The 18,813-nt window shown below is 67.9% G+C and carries 21 protein-coding genes; 1 reads left to right on the top strand and 20 read right to left on the bottom strand.

Features of this window, described 5'->3' with window-relative positions:
- Positions 1–16: 16 nt before the first annotated feature.
- A complete protein-coding gene (gene hemN / locus ACODTJ_RS07565) occupies positions 17–1,360 on the top strand; it encodes an oxygen-independent coproporphyrinogen III oxidase (protein ID WP_454654822.1) in 1,344 nt (447 codons plus the stop codon).
- A 197-nt stretch (positions 1,361–1,557) separates the two neighbouring features.
- Here the strand turns inward: hemN and ACODTJ_RS07560 are convergent, their stop codons facing one another.
- The 20 genes from ACODTJ_RS07560 to ACODTJ_RS07465 all read right to left on the bottom strand — a co-directional run bounded on the left by ACODTJ_RS07560 (position 1,558) and on the right by ACODTJ_RS07465 (position 18,809).
- Positions 1,558–1,818, bottom strand: coding sequence for a hypothetical protein (locus ACODTJ_RS07560; RefSeq protein WP_454654823.1), 261 nt, complete (start codon positions 1,816–1,818; stop codon positions 1,558–1,560).
- A gap of 4 nt (positions 1,819–1,822) precedes the next feature.
- The gene (locus tag ACODTJ_RS07555) at positions 1,823–2,374 is read right to left on the bottom strand and encodes a cytochrome c oxidase subunit 3 family protein (RefSeq protein WP_454654825.1); all 552 of its coding nucleotides are present in this window, start codon (positions 2,372–2,374) and stop codon (positions 1,823–1,825) included.
- A complete protein-coding gene (locus tag ACODTJ_RS07550) occupies positions 2,371–3,258 on the bottom strand; it encodes an SUMF1/EgtB/PvdO family nonheme iron enzyme (RefSeq protein WP_454654827.1) in 888 nt (295 codons plus the stop codon). Before ACODTJ_RS07550 ends, ACODTJ_RS07555 begins: the two co-directional genes overlap by 4 nt.
- Positions 3,259–3,319: 61 nt before the next feature.
- Positions 3,320–4,447 carry a copper-containing nitrite reductase gene (gene nirK, locus ACODTJ_RS07545; protein ID WP_454658930.1) on the bottom strand — a complete coding sequence of 376 codons (1,128 nt, stop codon included), beginning with the start codon at positions 4,445–4,447 and terminating at the stop codon, positions 3,320–3,322.
- Positions 4,448–4,578: 131 nt separating this feature from the next.
- The gene (locus ACODTJ_RS07540; RefSeq protein WP_454654829.1) at positions 4,579–4,863 is read right to left on the bottom strand and encodes a metal-sulfur cluster assembly factor; all 285 of its coding nucleotides are present in this window, start codon (positions 4,861–4,863) and stop codon (positions 4,579–4,581) included.
- Positions 4,860–5,402 (bottom strand): DUF2249 domain-containing protein, encoded by a 543-nt coding sequence (locus tag ACODTJ_RS07535; RefSeq protein WP_454654830.1) that lies wholly within the window; start codon positions 5,400–5,402, stop codon positions 4,860–4,862. Before ACODTJ_RS07535 ends, ACODTJ_RS07540 begins: the two co-directional genes overlap by 4 nt.
- On the bottom strand, positions 5,365–6,762 hold the full coding sequence (locus ACODTJ_RS07530) for a hypothetical protein (protein WP_454654832.1): 1,398 nt from the start codon (positions 6,760–6,762) through the stop codon (positions 5,365–5,367). The genes ACODTJ_RS07535 and ACODTJ_RS07530 overlap by 38 nt, the downstream gene beginning before the upstream one ends.
- Positions 6,763–6,786: 24 nt before the next feature.
- The gene (locus ACODTJ_RS07525) at positions 6,787–7,095 is read right to left on the bottom strand and encodes a DUF2249 domain-containing protein (RefSeq protein WP_454654833.1); all 309 of its coding nucleotides are present in this window, start codon (positions 7,093–7,095) and stop codon (positions 6,787–6,789) included.
- Positions 7,096–7,197: 102 nt separating this feature from the next.
- The gene (locus tag ACODTJ_RS07520; RefSeq protein WP_291653205.1) at positions 7,198–7,353 is read right to left on the bottom strand and encodes a hypothetical protein; all 156 of its coding nucleotides are present in this window, start codon (positions 7,351–7,353) and stop codon (positions 7,198–7,200) included.
- 165 nt (positions 7,354–7,518) lie between these two features.
- Positions 7,519–9,411 (bottom strand): nitric oxide reductase activation protein NorD, encoded by a 1,893-nt coding sequence (locus tag ACODTJ_RS07515; RefSeq protein ID WP_488848042.1) that lies wholly within the window; start codon positions 9,409–9,411, stop codon positions 7,519–7,521.
- 11 nt (positions 9,412–9,422) lie between these two features.
- On the bottom strand, positions 9,423–10,235 hold the full coding sequence (locus ACODTJ_RS07510; protein WP_454658931.1) for a CbbQ/NirQ/NorQ/GpvN family protein: 813 nt from the start codon (positions 10,233–10,235) through the stop codon (positions 9,423–9,425).
- A 69-nt stretch (positions 10,236–10,304) separates the two neighbouring features.
- Positions 10,305–11,651 carry a cbb3-type cytochrome c oxidase subunit I gene (locus ACODTJ_RS07505; protein WP_454658932.1) on the bottom strand — a complete coding sequence of 449 codons (1,347 nt, stop codon included), beginning with the start codon at positions 11,649–11,651 and terminating at the stop codon, positions 10,305–10,307.
- Between the two features lie 40 nt (positions 11,652–11,691).
- Complete coding sequence (locus ACODTJ_RS07500; RefSeq protein WP_113587314.1) at positions 11,692–12,144, bottom strand: c-type cytochrome; 453 nt, start codon at positions 12,142–12,144, stop codon at positions 11,692–11,694.
- A gap of 150 nt (positions 12,145–12,294) precedes the next feature.
- On the bottom strand, positions 12,295–12,987 hold the full coding sequence (locus ACODTJ_RS07495; protein ID WP_454654837.1) for a Crp/Fnr family transcriptional regulator: 693 nt from the start codon (positions 12,985–12,987) through the stop codon (positions 12,295–12,297).
- Positions 12,988–13,160: 173 nt separating this feature from the next.
- Positions 13,161–14,318, bottom strand: a complete 1,158-nt coding sequence (locus tag ACODTJ_RS07490; RefSeq protein ID WP_454654839.1) for an acyl-CoA dehydrogenase family protein — start codon at positions 14,316–14,318, stop codon at positions 13,161–13,163.
- A 132-nt stretch (positions 14,319–14,450) separates the two neighbouring features.
- The gene (locus ACODTJ_RS07485) at positions 14,451–14,795 is read right to left on the bottom strand and encodes a RidA family protein (protein ID WP_047574586.1); all 345 of its coding nucleotides are present in this window, start codon (positions 14,793–14,795) and stop codon (positions 14,451–14,453) included.
- 22 nt (positions 14,796–14,817) lie between these two features.
- A complete protein-coding gene (locus ACODTJ_RS07480) occupies positions 14,818–15,945 on the bottom strand; it encodes an NAD(P)/FAD-dependent oxidoreductase (RefSeq protein ID WP_454654841.1) in 1,128 nt (375 codons plus the stop codon).
- Positions 15,942–17,396: an FAD/NAD(P)-dependent oxidoreductase gene (locus ACODTJ_RS07475; protein ID WP_454654843.1), complete on the bottom strand. Its 1,455-nt coding sequence runs from the start codon at positions 17,394–17,396 to the stop codon at positions 15,942–15,944. The genes ACODTJ_RS07480 and ACODTJ_RS07475 overlap by 4 nt, the downstream gene beginning before the upstream one ends.
- Positions 17,393–17,701 (bottom strand): (2Fe-2S)-binding protein, encoded by a 309-nt coding sequence (locus tag ACODTJ_RS07470; protein ID WP_454654845.1) that lies wholly within the window; start codon positions 17,699–17,701, stop codon positions 17,393–17,395. The genes ACODTJ_RS07475 and ACODTJ_RS07470 overlap by 4 nt, the downstream gene beginning before the upstream one ends.
- The gene (locus ACODTJ_RS07465) at positions 17,682–18,809 is read right to left on the bottom strand and encodes an NAD(P)/FAD-dependent oxidoreductase (RefSeq protein WP_454654846.1); all 1,128 of its coding nucleotides are present in this window, start codon (positions 18,807–18,809) and stop codon (positions 17,682–17,684) included. Before ACODTJ_RS07465 ends, ACODTJ_RS07470 begins: the two co-directional genes overlap by 20 nt.
- Between the last annotated feature and the right edge of the window lie 4 nt (positions 18,810–18,813).

Below are 18,813 nucleotides of genomic sequence, written 5' to 3'. Positions count from 1 at the left end.
AGCCCGGAGCTGACCGATGCAGGCCGCGCCATACCGAGATGAACGGCTTCCGCGCTATACGAGCTATCCGACCGCCCCGCATTTCAGCGCTGCCGTCGATGCGAAGAGCTATGCCGGCTGGCTGAAGGAGCTGACGGCGGGGACCACCGCCTCGCTCTATCTGCATGTGCCGTTCTGCCGTTCGATGTGCTGGTATTGCGGCTGCCACACCACGGTCGCGCTGCGCAACGGGCCGATCGTCGATTACCTCGCGGCCTTGCGCGGGGAGATCGCCCTGGTCGCCGAAAGGCTTTCCGCGCCGCTCGATGTGCGCCATGTCCATTTCGGCGGGGGCACGCCGACCATCCTCGACCCCCAGGATTTCGTCGCGCTGGTCGCGTTGCTGCGGCAGCATTTCCTGCTGCATCCGACCGCCGAGATCGCGGTCGAGATCGATCCGCGCCGGCTTGAACCCGGCATGATCGCCGCGCTTGCCGAGGCCGGGGTCAACCGCGCGAGCCTCGGCGTGCAGAGCTTCGACCCTGCCGTGCAGAAGGCGATCAACCGCATCCAGAGTGTCGAGCAGACGGCGGCGGTCGTCACCGGCCTGCGCGGCGCCGGCATCGCAGCGGTCAGCTTCGACCTGATCTACGGGCTGCCGCGGCAGACGCTCCAGTCCTGTCTCGACACCGTCGAGCAATGCCTGGCGATGCGGCCCGACCGGTTCTCGATCTTCGGCTACGCGCATGTGCCCGAATTCAAGAAGCACCAGCGCCGCATCGTCACCGCCGAGCTGCCGGATGGCGAAGCGCGGCACGAGCAGGCCGAGGCGATGGCGCAGCGGCTCGTGGCGGCCGGCTATGTTCGCATTGGGCTCGACCACTTCGCTCTACCGGATGATCCGATGGCGTGCGCCCTGGTGCAGGGCGGGCTCCATCGCAATTTCCAAGGCTACACCACCGACCGCTGCGAGGCGCTGATCGGCTTCGGCGCTTCGGCGATCGGGCGATTGCCGCAGGGCTACGTCCAGAACGAGGTGGTGATCGGCCGCTATGCCGAGCAGATCGCCGACAGCGCCCTGCCGACGGCGCGTGGCTATCGCCTCACCGCCGAGGATCGTCTGCGCGCCGAACTGATCGAGCGGGTGATGTGCGATCTGACTGTTGATATCGATGCGGTCTGCGCCCGGCATCAGGCCGATCCGAGCATCCTCGAAAGCTCCTTCCAACGGCTCGGTCAGCTCTCGCAGGAGGGCGTGGTGCGCCTCGACGGCCACCGCGTCTCGCTGCCGGCCGAAGCGCGCTTGCTGGTGCGCAAGGTCGCATCGGCGTTCGACGCCCATCTCGACCAGCCACCGCGGCAGTATAGCCGCGCGGTTTAGGTAGGGATTTTCTGAAGCGCTCCTGACCGGAACCACCCTTGTTATTCCGGGGCGCGCCATAGGCGCGAACCCGGAACCCACGACGGGGTGAGCTGCCCGGAGCGAGACGCGTAAGGCTGCCCCCAGTCGTGGATTCCGGGTTCTTCGCTGTGCGAAGCCCCGGAATGACAAGACGCAGCGCCGAGCAGCGATCAGCATCACCCGGCGATTGCGATCCTCAATCCCGCCAGCGTGCTCAGCACCGCCGCATAGCCGATCAGCGCGATCGTAAGCACCGGGCTCGCCCGATGCAGGCGCATGAAGCCGAGGACGACGAGTCCGGCCTTGATCAGGCTGAGAGCGGCGATGGCGAATCCGCGCGGCCCGGCCGGCAGCTGCGTTGCCGCGAGCAGGCTCGCGCCGGTGGCGAGAAGCAAGGCGAACAGGATGGCAGGGAAGGGGAGGTCGCGCGCCGGCATCGTCTCAGCCCAGATAGATGACCGGCAGGATCAGCAGCCAGACGAGATCGACGAGATGCCAGATCGTGGCGACCGTCTCGACTGGTCGCGGCGCCGGGCGCCAGGCGACCATGAGCAGCAGGATCGCGACGAACAACACATGCGCGAGATGGAAGCCGGTGATCAGCAGATAAAGCTCGAACAATCGGTTCTCGCTTGTGGCCAGTACCGGCAATTCATGGCTGAAGGCGGCGAGCTTCAGCGCGCAGAAGGCGAAGCCGCCCAGCGCCGCGAAGATGAGGTTCCGGCGCGAGGCTCGTCCTGATGCGGCCAGAGCCGCGAAGAAACCGCTAGTCAGCAAAGTCGCCGTCGCGACGCTGGCCAGCGGCAAGTCGAGTTCGCGGTGGAACGCGACGTGTGCCGGTGGGTCTAGCCAGGCGATCAGCAGGAAGGCGCCGAGCAGGGCGCCGAAGACGACGAACTCGCTCCAGACGAGGATCCAGAGCAGGAGTTCCATGCCGGTTTCGGGAACCGGCTTCGCACCGTCGAGGCTGCCGCTGGCAACCGCGACGGTCATGCCGGCAGCAGCCGGTTCAGACCGGCCGGCAGGCGGTCGCGCCAACTCCGCTCGCGGACGAGGCGGAAGCCGAGATTGTCGGGCGGGGTGCCGACCGAGCAGCCGCCGCTCTTCGGGTTGCGGATGAAGAAGGTCATCGGCGCGCGGTGCTGGCCCTCGACGACATAGATGCCGCAATTGCTAGTCTCGCCAGTCGTGCGGCCGGCAGCGTCCTGCGAAACGCGGCGCAGACAGGTCTGCGTCCACTCCCAGACATTGCCGGCGATGTCGTGGACGCCATGTTCATTGGCGCCGAAACTGCCGACAGGTCGTGGGGCGGGGTCGCTCGCGGCTTTGCGGTTGGCTTCGCGCTCGTAATCGGCAAGCCAGCGCTGGGCCGGATTGTTCGCATCGGCATCGAAGCCGCGGGCATCGTCGACGAGGCGCGAGCCGGCGGCATGGGCCCATTCCCGGTCCGTCGGCAGGCGCCAGACCGTGCCGGTTTCCCGCGTCAGCCAGGCGGCATAGTCGCTGGCATCGGCATGGCTGACGCCGGTCACGGGCAGGTCGCCGCGTGGTGCCGGGCTGTCGAGGCGCTTGCAGGCGCCGGCCGCGATGCAGCGCGCGTAATCGGCGGCGCTCACCTGATAGCGCATGATTTCGAGGGGCTGTGTGATCCTGACCGTAACACGCGGCGCATCGACCGGGCGGCCAGCGCGGCTGTATTCGCCATCGAGCCGGTGCAGCAGTGTCGCGGGCGGCACGATCGCCGTTTGCGGCAGCGGAAAGGCGGGGGCTGGCCGGCGGATCGGCGCGGCCAGCAGGAGGGCAGCAGCTCCGGCGAGGAGCATGAGGCCGAGCGAGGTCGTCAGCCCCGGCAGCGTCGGGCGCAGCGTGGTGGCCATGATTGGAATCCCTATCGGGAAGAAGGGCCTCCCCGCCGAATGGCGGGGAGGCGGGGATACGTCAGATGCCGGCCGGGGCCAGGATCTGCTTCATCAGGTCGTCGTTCCACTCGCCCTCGACCTTGAAGTGTCCGGCGGCGCCGAGCTCGAAGGCCTCGATCAGGTTGTGGTTGACATAGGCGTAGATGCCCGGCTGCAGGAAGGTATAGAGCGCCGCGCCCGCGCAGCCGCCGGGGATGAACCAAGTCTCCAGGTCGCGCTCCGGCGGGTTGCGGAACTTGCCGGTGGCCCAGACATAGTCGCCATGGCCGCCGATCAGGTGGGGGCGCGTGTCGCGGTTGGCCTGCGAGTGGACGATCAGCACGGTCTCGCCGACCTTGGCGGTGAGCGCATTCTTGCCGGTCAGCGCGCCGACCTTGCCGTTGAACACGACGTGGGTCGGAGTCAGCGTCCGCATCGCCTTGACGACATCCTCATGCGACTCGCCGACGCTGGCATAGCGCTTGAACTTGCCGTTCGCGTCGCGCGGCACATAGAAGTCCTGCTCGCCGACATAATAGACCTTGTCGTATTTCAGGGCCTTGCCCTGGCCGTCCTTCAGTCCGTCGCGCGGCAGCACCATGATGGCGCCGTTCATGCCCGCCGTGACGTGCCAGGGCACCATGCCGGGAGGGGCGCAGTGGTAGACGAACACGCCCTGCCGGGTGGCCTTCCAGCGCAGCACGACCTTCTCGCCGGGGTTGACCTCGGTCAGGCCGCCGCCGCCGAGTGCACCTGTCGACGAATGGAAGTCGATATTGTGCATTAGCTCGTTGGTTTCGGCGTTGATCAGCGTCAGCTCGACATAGTCGCCCTCGTGCACGACCATCAGCGGGCCGGGCACCGTGCCGTTGAAGGTGAAGGCGTAGGTCTCGGTGCCGGCATCGTCGAGGACGATCTTCTTCTCGTGGATCGTCATCGTGAACTCGACGACCTTCGGCCCACCGGTCGCGACCTGCTCATGCGCATGCACGAAGGGGGGATCGACCAGCTTCGGCTTGACGCGCGGCAGCTTGGCGATGTCGGTGGCACTGGCCTTGGTCATCACGGCCTGCGCCTGAGCCGGCGCGGAAGCCGCCTGGACGATCGCCCCCGTGGCTGCCGCTCCCGCCAGAATGCTGCGGCGGGTCAGTTTGAGTTCTTCGCCCATTTTGAGCCCTTGGCCCATGGCCTGTCTCCTTGCCAGAAGACCGGAGTTCGCCCGGTCATGAGCACTTTAGGAGCCTGGCGAAATCGGTCTTTGTTGCAGCACAACATTTCCGACGATCCTGGCCGGGATCGTCATTCGGCGGCGATCATCGCCGGCTCCCAGGCCGGCTCGTAGGTCAGCGTCACCGTGACCCCGGCGACGCCCTCGACCGCGCCGGCCGCCATGGCAACGGCCTCCTTCAGGAAGCCGGCCAGCGGGCAGCCGCGCGTGGTCGTCGTCATGGTGACCGCGACGCTGCCATCCGGCGCTGCCGCGATCGCGTAGATCAGGCCGAGATCGACGACGCTGCGGCCGATCTCGGGGTCGAGCACGTCGCGCAGCGCGATCTCGACGAGGCGTTCCAGCTTGACGCTCATCCGTGCGCCCTCTCGCCGCCATGGCGCACGAGCAGGCGATAGGCCGTGCCGGAGGCATCGAAATTGCCGGCCCATTCGTGCTGGCGCTTGGCCAGTTCGGGGAAGAGGAAGACCGGTTCGCGGGCGAGCAGCGCGAACAGCACGTCGCCGGGCTTCAGGTCCTCGAGCGCTTCCAGGATGCGGACCATCGGCTCGGGCGGCTCGAGATCGACGAGGTCGAGTTCTTCGATCGGATTGCCCCAGGACAGGGCGGAGGGGCTGCTGCCCGTGGCGAGTCCGGCCTCGGCCTGCATTCCGGCGACCGGTGAGAACAGGACCTCCCAGTCGCCGCCGTCGAGCGGGCGATCGCTGGCGGAAAAGCCGCGATTGGCCATGACCGAGAACAGCGGCACCGGCCGAAAGGGTGCAATGAGGCGCAAGGATTCGCCCGGCGCGAGGGCGCTGACCGCCTCCATGATCGCCTGGAACGGCTCCGCGCCGGCCCGCAGCATCGGGCGGACGTCAAGCTCGCGGATGGGCGATGCTTCCGGCTTCGACATGGTTGGGTCTCCTTTCCTCGGCCCGCGCGGCCAGCAGCCGGGGGCATTCATGCGCCGGCGGCCTGTCGGCGGCCTTGATCTGCGACAAGCGGCGGATGCGGACGAGTTCGGCGACGAGGCCGGCAGTCCCGGCCAGGCAGAGCGTCATGGCCAGGCGGAAGCTGGTCGGCGCGGCGATGGCCAGCGCGGCAGCCCCCAGCACGACCCCGCCATAATAGAGCAGGAACCACCAGCCGGTTCGCGGCATGGCGACGAGATCGCCGACGCGCGGCGCCGGGCCGCGCCCGAGGCGGGGCGCATAGGTTTCGAGCCAGGTCACGAAGGAGACGATCTTCACGAGCTGCGCCAGCGTCAAGCCGCCCAGCCATCCGAAAGCGATCAGAAAGACGAGTGCCGCGATCGAGCCGTCGCCCGCATGAGCGACGATGGCGACCGGCAGCCCTGCCAACCCGAGGCCGAGCGCGACGAAGGCCGGGATGCTGGCGCGCATGTTGATCTCCAGCGCCTTGCGCCGGCGGGCGTGATAGAGCGCGTGGATGTCGCGGCCGTAGCACAGGCCGGCCATGATCAGCACAACGAGTGTTGCAGCGATCCACCCGGCGCCCGTTTCGATGCCGGCGAAGGGCGCCATGAGACCGGCGAAGGCGAGGGCGAGCCCCAGGCTCGCGAACAGCAGCACCGGGCGTACCCGGCGGGCCGGCGGCTCCGGCGCCATCATGAACATGATGAAGAGGCGATAGCTGACGCCGATGGCGATCAGCCCGAGCCAGCCGCCGAGGCCGAGCAGGGCGTGGAAGGGCAGGCCATCGGGCAATAGAGTGACGGTGCCGAGCCAGTCGCCGCGTCCCGACAGGAGCGTCGTGAAGGCGGTGCCGCTCAGCGCCGTGGCGGCCAGGCAAATGAGGCCGGTGAGGACGAAGCGGGCGAACAGGACGATCGGGCGCGCGCTCAGGAGCGTTGCGCCCAGCATCAGGCCGAGCAGCGAGAAGCCTGAGAGCAGGAAGGCGGCACCGAGCGGCAGCAGGTCGAGCGAGGCCTCGATCCAGCCGGCCAGCGTGGCGAAGCCAGCGCAGAGCAGGATGAGGCCGATGATAAGCGCGAGCAGCGCCGGCAGGGCGATACGGGGGAAGGCGAGGGGGCGGGAGACCAGAACCGGCACGAATTGCAGCAACGCACCGGCCATGGCGAGGCTGAGCCAGCCGATCGCCACGAGATGGACGAGGACGAGCGTCGCGGGTTCGGCGAGGCCGGCAGCGGGATAGCCGATGCCGGCGACGGCGAGAGCCTCGGCCGCGAGCAGAAAAGCCAGCGCGGTCGCGAAATAGCTCATCGTCCAGCGGGACAGCGATGCCATCGGCATGGCTGCGATCTCCCGAGAGGCGGCTCAGTGGCCGCAGGTGCAGGAATGGCCTTCGTCGTGGCCGCCGCAATCGGCGGCGTGGCCATCCTCGCCGGCTTCGTTACGGCCGATCTCGACCTGCCAGATCTCCGGGCCCTGCACGATGTAATCCCAGGAATAGGAGCCGGGATAACGTGCCTCGATCTGCCGGCGCAGCGGCGCGGGGTCATGATCGTTGACGATCCTGAAGGCGTCGCCGGGCGAGAGCCGCTCCATGATGCCGAAGATCGTGGCATGGCGCACGACCGGCGGAATGGTGCGCACGTCGAGCGGCTCGAGGGGCTGGGTGGTCATGGTTCGGCTCCGGTTGCGGCCCCGATGCGGGCGGCTATTCAGCCTAGCGAAGGTGCCCCGGCGGCAATTTGCCGAAACGCAAACAGCGTCGCTTTGCCCGGGTCACTGTTCGAGGAAGAGCAGGACGGCGATGGCGAGCGACATCATGATGGCGGCTGCCACGCCGCCCTTCTGCAGCACGCCCATCCGGTAGAGCAGCAGGGCCATCACGATGATCGCGGGTGTGGCGACGACAAGACCCATCTGGGCGTCGGTCATGGCGTTCTCCTCGGAGCGGGATTGTCCATCGAACCACGGCGTCATCCCGGGCTTGACCCGGGATCCATGCCAGAGCGCTTCCGATCCAGGTTCAGGCATGGATCCCGGCTCTGCGCTTCGCTCCGGCCGGGATGACCCACGTGGTTCCGTTTAAAATGAGTACCTTCAAGCCGCCAGCGCGCGGTAGATCGCCGGCAGGGCTGCCGGCAGGCGTTCGAGCCGTGAGACCACGGCATGGCCGTTGCGGCCGAAGAGATGCGGGATATAGGCGCGCGACTCCCGGTCGACGGTGACGGCGAAGACGCAGATGCCGGCGCGGCGCGCCTCGATCACCGCCATGCGGGTATCCTCCATGGCGAAGCGGCCCTCGTAGTGGTCGATGTCGTTGGGCTTGCCGTCGGTCAGGACGAGCAGCAGCTTGCGCCGGTCGGGCCGCGCCTTGAGCCCCGCTGCTGCATGGCGGATCGCGGTGCCGATACGGGTGTAGTAGCCGGGCTTCAGCGCGGCGATGCGCGCCTCCACGGCCGGCCCCATCGCCTCGCCGAAGCGCTTCACCGTCTCGATCCTGACCCAGTCGCGCCGGCGCGAGGTGAAGGTCAGGATCTCGTGGTGGTCGCCGCAGGCGGCGAGCCCATGGGCGAAGACGGTCAGCGCCTGTTTCTCGACGTCGAGCACACGCAGGTCGTCGAACCAGGAATCGGTCGAGAGCGAGACATCCATCAGCGTGGTCACGGCGAGGTCATGCGCCTGCGGCCGGCTCGCCAGATGGATGCGGTCGCTGCCGGAGCCGCCGGCTGCGAGATCGGCCTGGCGGCGCACCACCGCGTCGAGATCGAGATCGGGACCGTCGATCTGGCCGCGCTGCGGCTCGCGCAGCGGGCGCAGAGCTTCGAACCGGCGGCGGACCTGGCGCACCAGCGCGCGCGTCGCGGCGTCCTGCATCGGGGGGGCCTGCTCCTGCTGCGCCATTCCGGCGAGCACGCGGCAATGGTCGTCGCGGTAGCTTGCGCTGCGGAAATCCCATTCCGGATAGGTCAGGGCGCCGGCCAGCGCGGTTTCGTCCATCGCCTCAGGCGGCAGGTCGAGATCGAAGCGGAAGCGCGAGGCCGGGCGGCCCTTGCGCTCGCTCAGCACCATGTCGTCGAGCTCGTCGGCGGCCTCGGGCTCGTGCTCCTCGCTGTCGTCGGAGGGGCGGTCGACCGCGACCATCTCGGACATCGCCAGGATCGTCTCGAAGCGGTTGAGCGCGAAGGGGCTGCGCTCGCGCCAATCCTCGGCCGTCTCGTCGCGGCTGGCGGTATAGGCCTTCATCTGCTCCTCGGCCTTCGCCGAGGCCGGCGGCGGCTGGTCCTCGTCGCGGCGACGGGTGCGGGCGGGGGCGGCGGCGCTCGCCAGGGGCCAGAGCGGCACGCCGAGCGCCGGCAGATAGCCGGCCGGGGCCTTGGCGAGCCAGTCCTCAGTGGCGATCTCGATGGCCTCGCCACTGAGCAAGGCACGGATCAAGGCCTCGACCTTGGCCTCGGTCGCGGGCAGGCCCTCGCGGCGCCGACTCGCAAGCAGGGCGTCGGCCAATCGGCGATAGGTCGGGCCGAGACCGGGAAAGGCAGCGAGGACCCTTGCGACGAGGCGCTGTGCAGTGGCGATCAAGGCGAGGTCGCGCTGGAGCGGATCGGTTTCGGTGGACGGCCGCGGCGGCATCGCGGCCATGCAGACGGCGAGCCAGACATAGAGATCGCGGTTGAGCCTTGGCTGCGAGAAGAGCGCGATCTCAGCCGGCAATTGCAGGCTGTCCGGCGTGCGCAGCGCCTGCGCCAGCCTTTCCTCGCCAAGGCCGACGCGCTGGCGCAGGTTGAGCCGGTGGCCGGCGGCGCGTTCGCGGGCCGGGACGATCCTGACGCCGGGCTCGCCGCCGAAGCCGCGGAAGCAGACGGCGAGCGTCGGCGCCATGCTTGCCAGCGTCACCGCAGCCTGCGGGTGATGCGGCAGGCTCGCGGTGTCGCCGACCAGGCGGTGCCAGAAGCGCCCGACCGTCTCTTCCAGCTCGAGGAAGTCCAGCATCGGAGGGCTCCCTAGACGAGAACCGCGCGGGTGATCTCGACCAGCCCGGCGCGGATTTCGGGCTCATCGGTCAGGGGTTCGATGATGGCGGCCATCACGGCCTCCTGCCGTGGCAGGCCGGCGGCGATCAGGCTCGCGGCATAGACGACGAGGCGGGTCGAGACGCCCTCCTCGATATCCTGCCCCTTGAGTATGCGCAGGCGCCGGGCGAGATCGACCAGCGGCGCGACAGCGGCCTCGTCGAGCCCGCTTTCCTGCGCGACCACGGCGATCTCCTGATCGCGCGGCAGGAAGTCGAAGCTGATCGAGACGAAGCGCTGGCGGGTCGAGGGCTTCAGGTTCTTCAGCAGGTTCTGGTAGCCGGGATTGTAGGAGACCGCGATCATGAAAGAGGCCGGGGCTGCGAGCAGCTCGCCGGTGCGCTCCAGCGGCAGGATACGCCGGTCGTCGGTGAGCGGGTGCAGCACCACCGCGACGTCCTTGCGGGCCTCGACGATCTCGTCGAGATAGCAGAGCCCGCCCTCTCGCACCGCTCGCGTCAGCGGCCCGTCGACCCAGACGGTCTCGCCGCCCTTGAGAAGGTGGCGGCCGGTGAGATCGGCGGCGGAGAGGTCGTCATGGCAGGCGATCGTGTAGAGCGGCAGTCCGAGCGTCGCGGCCATATGCGTGACGAAGCGGGTCTTGCCAGAGCCGGTCGGGCCTTTCAGCAGCAGCGGCAGGCGCCTCTCCCAAGCCTTCTCGAACAGGAAGCGCTCATTGCCGGAGGCAGTGTAGGCGGGGATGTCGACGCAGGCGGGAGCCAGGATCGGCGGGCGCGGAATCATGTTCATCGCGAAAATCCGTAGGGCGAGGAAACGGAAGCCCGCCGGCCGGGTGGCCGGCGGGCTGAAGCGTCATTCCGCCGGCTGGGCGAGGGCGACCGGATCGGTGCTGCGCTCGCGGCCGGGCACCAGCACGGCCCAGACGAACATCAGCGCCGAGATCACCACCACCACGCCGGAGCCGAGCCGAACCCAGTAGAAGAGGGCGATCTGGTCCTGCACGTCCATGAAGCTTTGACCGAGGACGCGCTGGAGATGGACCTGGACGACGCCGGCGAAGGTCAGCGCGAAGGTCATCACCGACATTGCCGTGCACATCATCCAGAAGCTCGCGATCGAGAGCCACTGGTTGTAGGGCGCGCGGCCCTTCAGCTCGGGGATGGCATAGGCCATCATCGCGAGGTTCAGCATCACATAGGCGCCGAAGAAGGCGAGGTGGCCGTGGGCGGCGGTGACCTGCGTGCCGTGGGTGTAGTAGTTCACCGAGGAGAGCGTGTGCAGGAAGCCCCAGACGCCGGCGCCGAAGAAGGCCATCACCGAGCAGCCGATCGACCAGAGCAGGGCGGCCTTGTTGGGATGGTTGCGGCCGGCCTTCCAGGTCATCTGCACGGTGAAGATCACCATGGTGAAGAAGGGCGCGACCTCCAGCGTCGAGAACAGCGAGCCGATCCACTGCCAGTATCCGGGCGCGCCGATCCAGTAATAATGGTGGCCGGTGCCGAGGATGCCGGAGAACAGGGCGAGCCCGACGATGACATAGAGCCATTTCTCGACGACCTCGCGGTCGACGCCGTTGAGCTTGATCATCAGGAAGGCCAGCACGGAAGCCATGATCAGCTCCCAGACGCCCTCAACCCAGAGATGGATGACGTACCACCAGTACATCTTGTCGAGCGCGAGATTGGCCGGGTTGTAGAAGGCGAAGAGGAAGAAGAGCGCCAGACCCCAGAGGCCGAAGAGCAGGATGTTGGTGACCGTGGTCTTGCGGCCCTTCAGCGAGGTCATGGTGATGTTGAACAGGAACATCAGCACGACGACGACGATGCCGACCTTGATCGCGAAGGGTTGCTCGAGGAACTCCCGCCCCTCATGGATGCGGAAGAGATAGCCGACCACGGCGATCGCCGCCGCGACGAAGAACAGCCAGAACTGCACCACCGCGATCTTGCGGCTGTAGAGCTCGGTCTGCGCCTCTTCCGGCAGCAGGTAATAGGTCGCGCCCATGAAGCCGAGCAGCAGCCAGACCACCAGGGCGTTGGTGTGGATCATCCGCACGATGTTGAAGGGCAGCAGCTCGGATAGCGTATTGGGCAGGACATAGATCAGCCCCGCGACGACCCCGAAGGCGACCTGCGCGACGAAGAGCACAAGCGCGCCGTAGAAATAGAGCATCGCGACGCTCTGGGTCTGGTATCTCATCGTATTGTAGCCTGGCATGGCTCTCTCCTGTCGCGATGTCTCAGCCGGCATCGTTGGGCGGCCAGTTCTGGGTCTTGATCCGGCTCGTCCATTCCAGGAAGTCGGCGAGATCGTTGAGTTCCTGCTCGGTCAGGTTGAACTGCGGCATCTGGCGCCGACCCTCGATCCCGGTCGGCTGGGCCGCCATCCAGGCCTTCAGGCTCTCGCGGGCACCGGCTGCGTCCTTGTCGCCGCCATAGCGCTTCCAGACATTGCCGAGCTCAGGGGCGAAATAGGCGCCCTCGCCGAGCAGCGTGTGGCAGTTGATGCAGGAGTTGCGCTCCCAGACATGCTTGCCCCGGGCGACGGCCGGGGTCAGCGTCGATTCGTCGGTCGACTGCGTCCGCATGAACCAGTGGCTATGGGCGGTTAGCCCGACGAAGATGGCGAAGAAGAAGATCGATCCGCCATAGAAGACATTTCGGGCTCCCGCCTTTGTCAGACGTTCGGCCATGCGTTCACCCTTCCGTTGCGCGTGCGCGCCGGCGACGCCGGCTCAAGAGCCCCCGCAGATCGGCGGCAGGGGACAAGGCGGTGATAGCGAGGGGCCGGAGGTCCTTCTTTGCGCTTTGGCAAACAGGACGCAGGCGTAAGGCGCGCACAGTCAGGCTTCCGCCGTCGCGAGGCGCATCAGGGCCGGAATATCGCGCACCAGCAGCGTGCGCCGGCCGCCGATGATCAGGCCGTGGCGCTCCCAGCGCGTCAGGATGCGCGAGACATTGTGCAGGGTGGTGCCAGTCATGGCCGCGAGATCCTGCCGGGAGAGCGGGACATCGATGCGCATGCCGTCCTCCTCCTGCCGCCCGGCCCGGTCGATCAGGCGCAGCACCGCATGGGCGAGGCGCCGGGGCACGTCGAGCGAGGCGATCTCAAGGAAGCGCCCCTGCGTCTCCGCCAGTTCGAGGCCGAGCGCCCGCACCAGCCCGAAGGGCAGGGCCGGCAGCTCATGCAGCAGTCTTTGCCAGGACGCGAGCGGCCAGACGGCCAGCGTGCTGTCGCGCAGGGCACTTGCCGTCGCATCGTGCCGGAGCCGATGCGGGCCATGCCCGAGATCGAAGACTTCGCCGGGATGGACGAGGCGCAGGATCACCGGCTCCCGGTCCCAGCCGGCCCGCGCCAGCTTCAGGCCTCCCGCAAGCAGGAGGAACAGTTCGCCGGCCGGTTCGCCCTGCGTGAAGGCGTTGTCGCCGGCGGCGAGATGGCGCAGGGAAGCGGCCGCGGCGATGGTCTTCCGCGCGCTCGTTGCGAGGGATGCGAAAAGGGGCGCCCCGCGCAGCAGGTCGGCATCAATGCTCATGGTCGTCCGGGTCGGCCTGCTCGCAAGTCCAGCGGGTGGGCGTTCGAGGTGCGGGCGCCGGCCTGCGGTCATGCAGGGACGATGCCATGAGCGGACATTAGGCAGGATCGGTCGAGCCTTCTTTGCACTATGGCAAAGAAGACTCGAAAGGGTTGTGGCGAGTGCCTGCGCTGTCAGTAGGAGCGCGGCATGCCCAGCACGTGCTCGGCGAGATAGGACAGGATCAGGTTCGTCGAGATCGGCGCGACCTGATAGAGCCGCGTCTCCCTGAACTTGCGCTCGATATCGTATTCCTCGGCGAAGCCGAAGCCGCCATGGGTCTGCACGCAGGCATTGGCCGCCTCGAAGGAGGCATCGGCCGCCAGCATCTTCGCCATGTTCGCTTCGGCGCCCGGATTGGCGCCGGCCTCGTAGAGCCGGATCGCCTCGCGCACCATCAGTTCGGCGGCGCGCATATTGGCGTAGGCCTTGGCAATCGGGAACTGGATGCCCTGGTTCTGGCCGATCGGCCGGCCGAAGACATGGCGCTCCTTGGCGTAGGTCGAGGCCTTGTCGATGAACCATTTGGCATCACCGACGCATTCGGCGGCGATCAGGATGCGCTCGGCATTCATGCCGGAGAGGATGTAGCGGAAGCCCTTGCCCTCCTCGCCGACGAGGTTCTCGGCCGGGACCTTCACATTGTCGAAGAAGACCTCGGTGGTGGCGTGGTTCATCATCGTGCGGATCGGCCGGATGGTCAGGCCGTCCTTCAGCGCCTCGCGCATGTCGAGGATGAAGACCGAGAGCCCGTCGGTGCGCTTGGCGGCCTGGTCGCGCGGCGTGGTGCGGGCGAGCAGCAGCATCAGGTCGGATTGCGCGGCGCGGCTGGTCCAGATCTTCTGGCCGTTGACGACATAGTGGTCGCCATCGCGGCGGGCGGTCGTCCGGAGCGCGGTCGTGTCGGTGCCGCTGGTCGGTTCGGTGACGCCGAAAGCCTGCAGCCTGAGGTCGCCCGAGGCGATCTTCGGGAGGTAGCGCTGCTTCTGGTCCTCGCTGCCATGGCGCAGCACCGTGCCCATTACATACATCTGGGCGTGGCAGGCGGCGCCGTTGCAGCCCTGACGCTGAATCTCCTCCATGATCACGGCGGCAGCCGAGAGCGTGAGGCCGGCGCCGCCATACTCCTCGGGGATCAGCGCCGAGAGGAAGCCGCTTTCCGTGAGAGCGGTCACGAACTCCGTCGGATAGGCCATCTCGCGGTCGAGCTTGCGCCAGTATTCGCCGGGAAATCCGGCGCAGAGCCGGGCGATCGCGTCGCGGATCTCGGCATGGTCGGAAGGGTGCTGCATGCGGACCTCGAGGCAGTCGTCAGGTGGCGACCCTATGCCAGCACCGGAAGGTTGGGCACCCCCGTTTCCGCTTTCCAAGGATGGGCTACAGGCGCGACGCTGCGCCTATAGCGTTGTACTATGCCGACGCCCTCAGCGCGCGGCGGTGACCACGATCTCGATGATCGCGCCGCCGCCGAGATCGGCGACGCCGACGGTCGCGCGGGTCGGCATGTCCTCACCGAAGAAGCCGGTCCAGGCGGCATCCATCTCCTTCTTCTGGGAGAGGTCGGTGACGAAGATCTGGGCGGCGACGATCGCCTTGCGGTCGAGCCCGACCTCGCCGAGATAGCCCTCGATCTTGCCGAGGATGTTCTGCGTCTGCGGACCCATCGACTGCGTGGTGTCGTCGGCGATGACGCCGCCGACGAAGACGAGATTGCCGGTCTCGACGATGCGGTTCTGGATGGGCGTGCGGATGGAACGCTTGATGGCCATGGGTCTTCTCCTGCGTTGAAACTCAGTGGGTGGTGGTGAAACGGGCGATGCCGAGGCCGTCGATCGGCACGTTCGAGCGGCCGGTCGCGATGATCTCCGCCATCACGGCCCCAGCTCCGGGACCGAGCTGGAAGCCATGGGCCGAGAAGCCGAACTGGTGGTAGACGCCGTCATGCTTGGCGCTCCTGCCGAAGACCGGCAGGTCGTCCGGCATGCGAGCCTCGATGCCCGCCCAGGCGCGCACGACCGGCGCGCCCCGCATGATCGGGAAAAGGTCCCAGACCGTGCCGGCGCTGATCGCGAGCTTCTTCCAGTCGAGCAGGGTGACGTTCTCGTCGCGCAAGGGTGTCCCGAGATGGCCGCCGCCGATCAGCACCGTGCCGTTGTCGAACTGCTTGAAGGAGAGTTTTCGCCCACGCAGGATCACGACCGGCTTGATGAAGGCCGGCAGCGGCGCGGTGATCATCAGCATCGGCGCAATCACATCAAACAGCACGGGCTCGCCGAGATCGCTGGCGATCCGGTCGGCCCAGGCACCGGCGGCGTTGACGATGCGGGGGGTGAGGAAGTCACCGGCGTCGGTGACGACGCGCCAGTTCGGCCCGTCCTGCTCGACCTTGGTGACGCGGACGCCTTCGCGGATGATGGCGCCGAGGCTTTCGGCCTTGCGCTTGAAGGCCTGCGTTGCGCGCAAGGGAATGGCGGCGCCGTCGCGGCGCGAGATCACGCCGCCGGGGCAGGTCTCGGATACAGCCGGGACGATCGAGCGCAGCTCCTTCGCGTCGATCATCTCCTCATGGTGGAAGCCGCGCAGCGTCAGGTCGGCGACGCGGGCGCGACAGCCCTCCAGATCGGCCTCGTCCTCGGCGACCAGTACCTGCCCGTCGCTGGTGAAGCCGCAATCGTCGTCGACGAGATCGGCGATGTTGTGCCAGAGCGCCATCGAGGTGTTGGAGAGCGGGATTTCCGCGACATGGCGGGCGAGCTGGCGCACGCCGCCGGCATTGACGCCGGAAGCGTGGCGCCCGGCATGGTCCTTCTCGATCAGGATGACCGAGAGCCCGCGCATGGCGCAATGCAGGGCGGTCGAGCAGCCATGGATGCCGCCGCCGATGACGATCACATCCGCGCTGCGCCTGCCCTCACTCACCGGACGACCGCCTTCACCGAGGCCTCGGTCTGCGGCAGGGCCGCCAACTCGGCCAGCGTTACCGGCTTGATTGGTGGGCGCAGGCGGTAATAGCCGGTTTCGGCCGGGGTCGTGCCGCGTGTCTCGGCGATCAGCTCGACCACCGTCGGGCCGCAGAGGCGGCCCTGGCAGGGCCCCATGCCACAGCGCAGGAAGGCCTTCATCTGGTTGGGGCCGGTGACGCCGAGGCGCTTGGCGGCATCGCGGACCTGACCGGCGGTGACCTCCTCGCAGCGGCAGATGATGGTCTCGTCCCTGGGCGGGGCCAGGAATTGCGGCGCCGGCTTGTAAAGCAGGTCGAGGAAACGCCGGCCGCGCAACTTCTTGTCCAGTTCGGCGCGGATCGGGGCAGCTTGCCGGTCGCGTTCGGCCTCGGTGAGCTTGCCCAGCCGCAATGCTGCGCCGAAGGCCGCGATCTCGCCGCGCAGGGCCGCGCTTTCAGCCCCGCCGATGCCGGCGCCGTCACCGGCGATGGCGATGCCGGGAACGGTTGCCGCGCACCAGGCATCGACGCGCGGCACCCAGGCGTGCTGCTCGGTGTCGAAATCATGGGCGCAGCCGGCGGCATTGGAGAAGTTGACGCCGGGTATCACGCCCTGATGCAGTAGCAACGTGTCGCAGGCGATGGTGCCGGTGCGGCCGCTTTGCTCGAACTGCACCGTCGCCAGTTTTCCATCGCCGGTTGCCGTGAGACTGGTCACGCCGGAGACGAAGCGGAGCTTGCGCCTGGTCGACAGCATCAGCTTCAGGCCCTTGGCGAGATAGGGTGAGCGCAGGAAGTCGGGGATGGCGGCGAGGGCTTTTGACCAGTTGCCGTTCGGCGTCGTGTCGAGCACGGCGGCGATCTGGCAACCGGCTGCGGCGAGCTGGCCGGCCAGCAGGTAGAGCAGCGGGCCGCAGCCGGCGATGACGGTGCGGCCGGAGGGAATCGCGCCTGCGGATTTGAGCGCGATCTGGGCGGCGCCGGCGGTCATCACACCGGGCAAGGTCCAGCCCGGGATCGGGAAGGGACGCTCCTGCGCGCCGGTGGCGAGGATGACTTGCCGCGCGCCGATGATGCGGGCCTTGCCGTCGAGCGAGAGGCCGAGTTCGAAAGTGCCGGGCGCGGTCTCGTCCGGGCCGATCGACCAGACGGTGCAACGCGGGACATAGGCCGCCTGCGAGCGCTCGAAACGGGCGACGATGTCAGCGCCGCGCCAGTAATCATCGCCGAGAATGGCGCGGTTCTTCACCGGCGTCGTGGTCACCGCGCGGTAGATCTGGCCGCCCGGCGCTGGGTTCTCGTCGGCGAGCAGGACGGAGAGGCCGAGCTCGGCGGCGCGGGCGGCAGCGGCGAGGCCGGCCGGGCCTGCGCCGACGACGAGGAGGTCATAGCTCTCGGCGAGCTGTTCGATGCTGGCGATCGGAGTCATTCCGAGGCCTCCGTGAGATGGCGGCGGCCATGCTGGGTCTCGATGCGCATGCCCTCCGCGAGCGGGACGAGGCAGCCCTGCCGGTTGCCGATGCCGTCGATAACGACGAGGCAGTCGAAGCAGACGCCCATCAGGCAATAGGGCGCGCGCGGCGTGTCGGAGACCGGGGTCTCGCGACAAGCAACGATGCCGTTAGTGAGCAGGGCGGCGGCGACCGTATCGCCCGCACGCGCCGTCATCGGCCGGCCGTCGAAGGTGAAGCTCAGCTCCCCGCTCGCGGCAAGGTCAGCTATGGGCCGGAACATGGAACCTCCGTGCGGTGAAGCTCGCGACGCTCTCCGGCAAGGTGCCGGCGAGGATCGCCGGAGCGAGAGTCAGGACATGGTTGGCGGCGAGCGTCACGCCAGAATGGCAGGTGACGACGAAGGCGCCGGGATGGGTTTCGGACTGGTCGTAGATCGGGAAGCCGTCGGGGCTCATCACGCGCAAGGCCGACCAGGTGCGGACCACGTTGAGGCCGGCAAGGCGCGGAAACATCTTCACGGCCCGTTCCGCCATGGTCGAAAGGATCGGCTGGCCGACCACGGTGTCGAAGCCGCGATCCTCCTGGCTGTCGCCGATCATGACGCCGCCCTCGTCGGTCTGGCGGACCGTGACCATCGGATTGTGCAGGAAGGGTTCGGTCTTCTCGGTGACGATGATCTGGCCCTTGCTCGGCTTCACGGGTGCATCGAGCCCGACCATCGAGGCGAGGCGCGCATTGCCGAGCCCGGCGCAGAGCACGACCTTGCCGGCCCGCATCTCGCCCCAGGGGCCGGTGATGGCGAAGCCGCCATCCTTCGGGACGATGCTTTCGACCGGGCTGTTCGGGCGGTAGTCGACGCCGCGCCGGACCGTCGCCTCACGCAGCGCCCGAAACAGCTTCAGCGAATTCACATGGCCGTCGAGCGGGGAATAGAGCGAGCCGACCACGTCCTTGCCGATCGCGGGCAGGCGCCGCTTGGTCTCGGCGTGATCGAGCACTTCATAGGGGAAATCGGTCAGCGGCCGGCTGTTGTGGAGGCGGCGCATCGCGTCGACGCGCTTGTCGAGCTCGTCCTGCGAGAGGCAGAGCATGAAGCCGCCGGGCTGGCTATGGGCGACGTCGATCCCGGTCTCGCCGGCAAGCGAGGCCGCAAGCTCGTGCCAGCTATCGGCGGAGCGGCGTGACCAGAGCGCGTAATCGGGCATGCCAAAACCCTTGGACTGCACCCAGACCAGCGCGAAATTGCCGCGCGAGGCACGGAAGGCGGTATCGCCTTCGTCGAGGATCGCGACCTTGGCGCTGTTGCGGGCAAGGCCGAGCGCGATGGCGCCGCCGACCACGCCGCCGCCGATCACGGCGACATCGGGTTCTCTGATGGTGGTGGACACGGGT

Source organism: Allobosea sp. FG18 (genome assembly GCF_057809495.1).
The sequence above is the reverse complement of the archived record's forward strand: the minus strand, read 5'-3'. Positions and strand labels throughout refer to the sequence as shown.

What these genes read in the sequence shown, in the direction of transcription:
- hemN (WP_454654822.1), top strand. Translation starts at nt 17, where the DNA reads ATGCAGGCCGCGCCATACCGAGATGAACGGCTTCCGCGCTATACGAGC.
- ACODTJ_RS07560 (WP_454654823.1), bottom strand. Translation starts at nt 1,818, where the DNA reads ATGCCGGCGCGCGACCTCCCCTTCCCTGCCATCCTGTTCGCCTTGCTT.
- ACODTJ_RS07555 (WP_454654825.1), bottom strand. Translation starts at nt 2,374, where the DNA reads ATGACCGTCGCGGTTGCCAGCGGCAGCCTCGACGGTGCGAAGCCGGTT.
- ACODTJ_RS07550 (WP_454654827.1), bottom strand. Translation starts at nt 3,258, where the DNA reads ATGGCCACCACGCTGCGCCCGACGCTGCCGGGGCTGACGACCTCGCTC.
- nirK (WP_454658930.1), bottom strand. Translation starts at nt 4,447, where the DNA reads ATGGGCGAAGAACTCAAACTGACCCGCCGCAGCATTCTGGCGGGAGCG.
- ACODTJ_RS07540 (WP_454654829.1), bottom strand. Translation starts at nt 4,863, where the DNA reads ATGAGCGTCAAGCTGGAACGCCTCGTCGAGATCGCGCTGCGCGACGTG.
- ACODTJ_RS07535 (WP_454654830.1), bottom strand. Translation starts at nt 5,402, where the DNA reads ATGTCGAAGCCGGAAGCATCGCCCATCCGCGAGCTTGACGTCCGCCCG.
- ACODTJ_RS07530 (WP_454654832.1), bottom strand. Translation starts at nt 6,762, where the DNA reads ATGCCGATGGCATCGCTGTCCCGCTGGACGATGAGCTATTTCGCGACC.
- ACODTJ_RS07525 (WP_454654833.1), bottom strand. Translation starts at nt 7,095, where the DNA reads ATGACCACCCAGCCCCTCGAGCCGCTCGACGTGCGCACCATTCCGCCG.
- ACODTJ_RS07520 (WP_291653205.1), bottom strand. Translation starts at nt 7,353, where the DNA reads ATGACCGACGCCCAGATGGGTCTTGTCGTCGCCACACCCGCGATCATC.
- ACODTJ_RS07515 (WP_488848042.1), bottom strand. Translation starts at nt 9,411, where the DNA reads ATGCTGGACTTCCTCGAGCTGGAAGAGACGGTCGGGCGCTTCTGGCAC.
- ACODTJ_RS07510 (WP_454658931.1), bottom strand. Translation starts at nt 10,235, where the DNA reads ATGATTCCGCGCCCGCCGATCCTGGCTCCCGCCTGCGTCGACATCCCC.
- ACODTJ_RS07505 (WP_454658932.1), bottom strand. Translation starts at nt 11,651, where the DNA reads ATGAGATACCAGACCCAGAGCGTCGCGATGCTCTATTTCTACGGCGCG.
- ACODTJ_RS07500 (WP_113587314.1), bottom strand. Translation starts at nt 12,144, where the DNA reads ATGGCCGAACGTCTGACAAAGGCGGGAGCCCGAAATGTCTTCTATGGC.
- ACODTJ_RS07495 (WP_454654837.1), bottom strand. Translation starts at nt 12,987, where the DNA reads ATGAGCATTGATGCCGACCTGCTGCGCGGGGCGCCCCTTTTCGCATCC.
- ACODTJ_RS07490 (WP_454654839.1), bottom strand. Translation starts at nt 14,318, where the DNA reads ATGCAGCACCCTTCCGACCATGCCGAGATCCGCGACGCGATCGCCCGG.
- ACODTJ_RS07485 (WP_047574586.1), bottom strand. Translation starts at nt 14,795, where the DNA reads ATGGCCATCAAGCGTTCCATCCGCACGCCCATCCAGAACCGCATCGTC.
- ACODTJ_RS07475 (WP_454654843.1), bottom strand. Translation starts at nt 17,396, where the DNA reads ATGACTCCGATCGCCAGCATCGAACAGCTCGCCGAGAGCTATGACCTC.
- ACODTJ_RS07470 (WP_454654845.1), bottom strand. Translation starts at nt 17,701, where the DNA reads ATGTTCCGGCCCATAGCTGACCTTGCCGCGAGCGGGGAGCTGAGCTTC.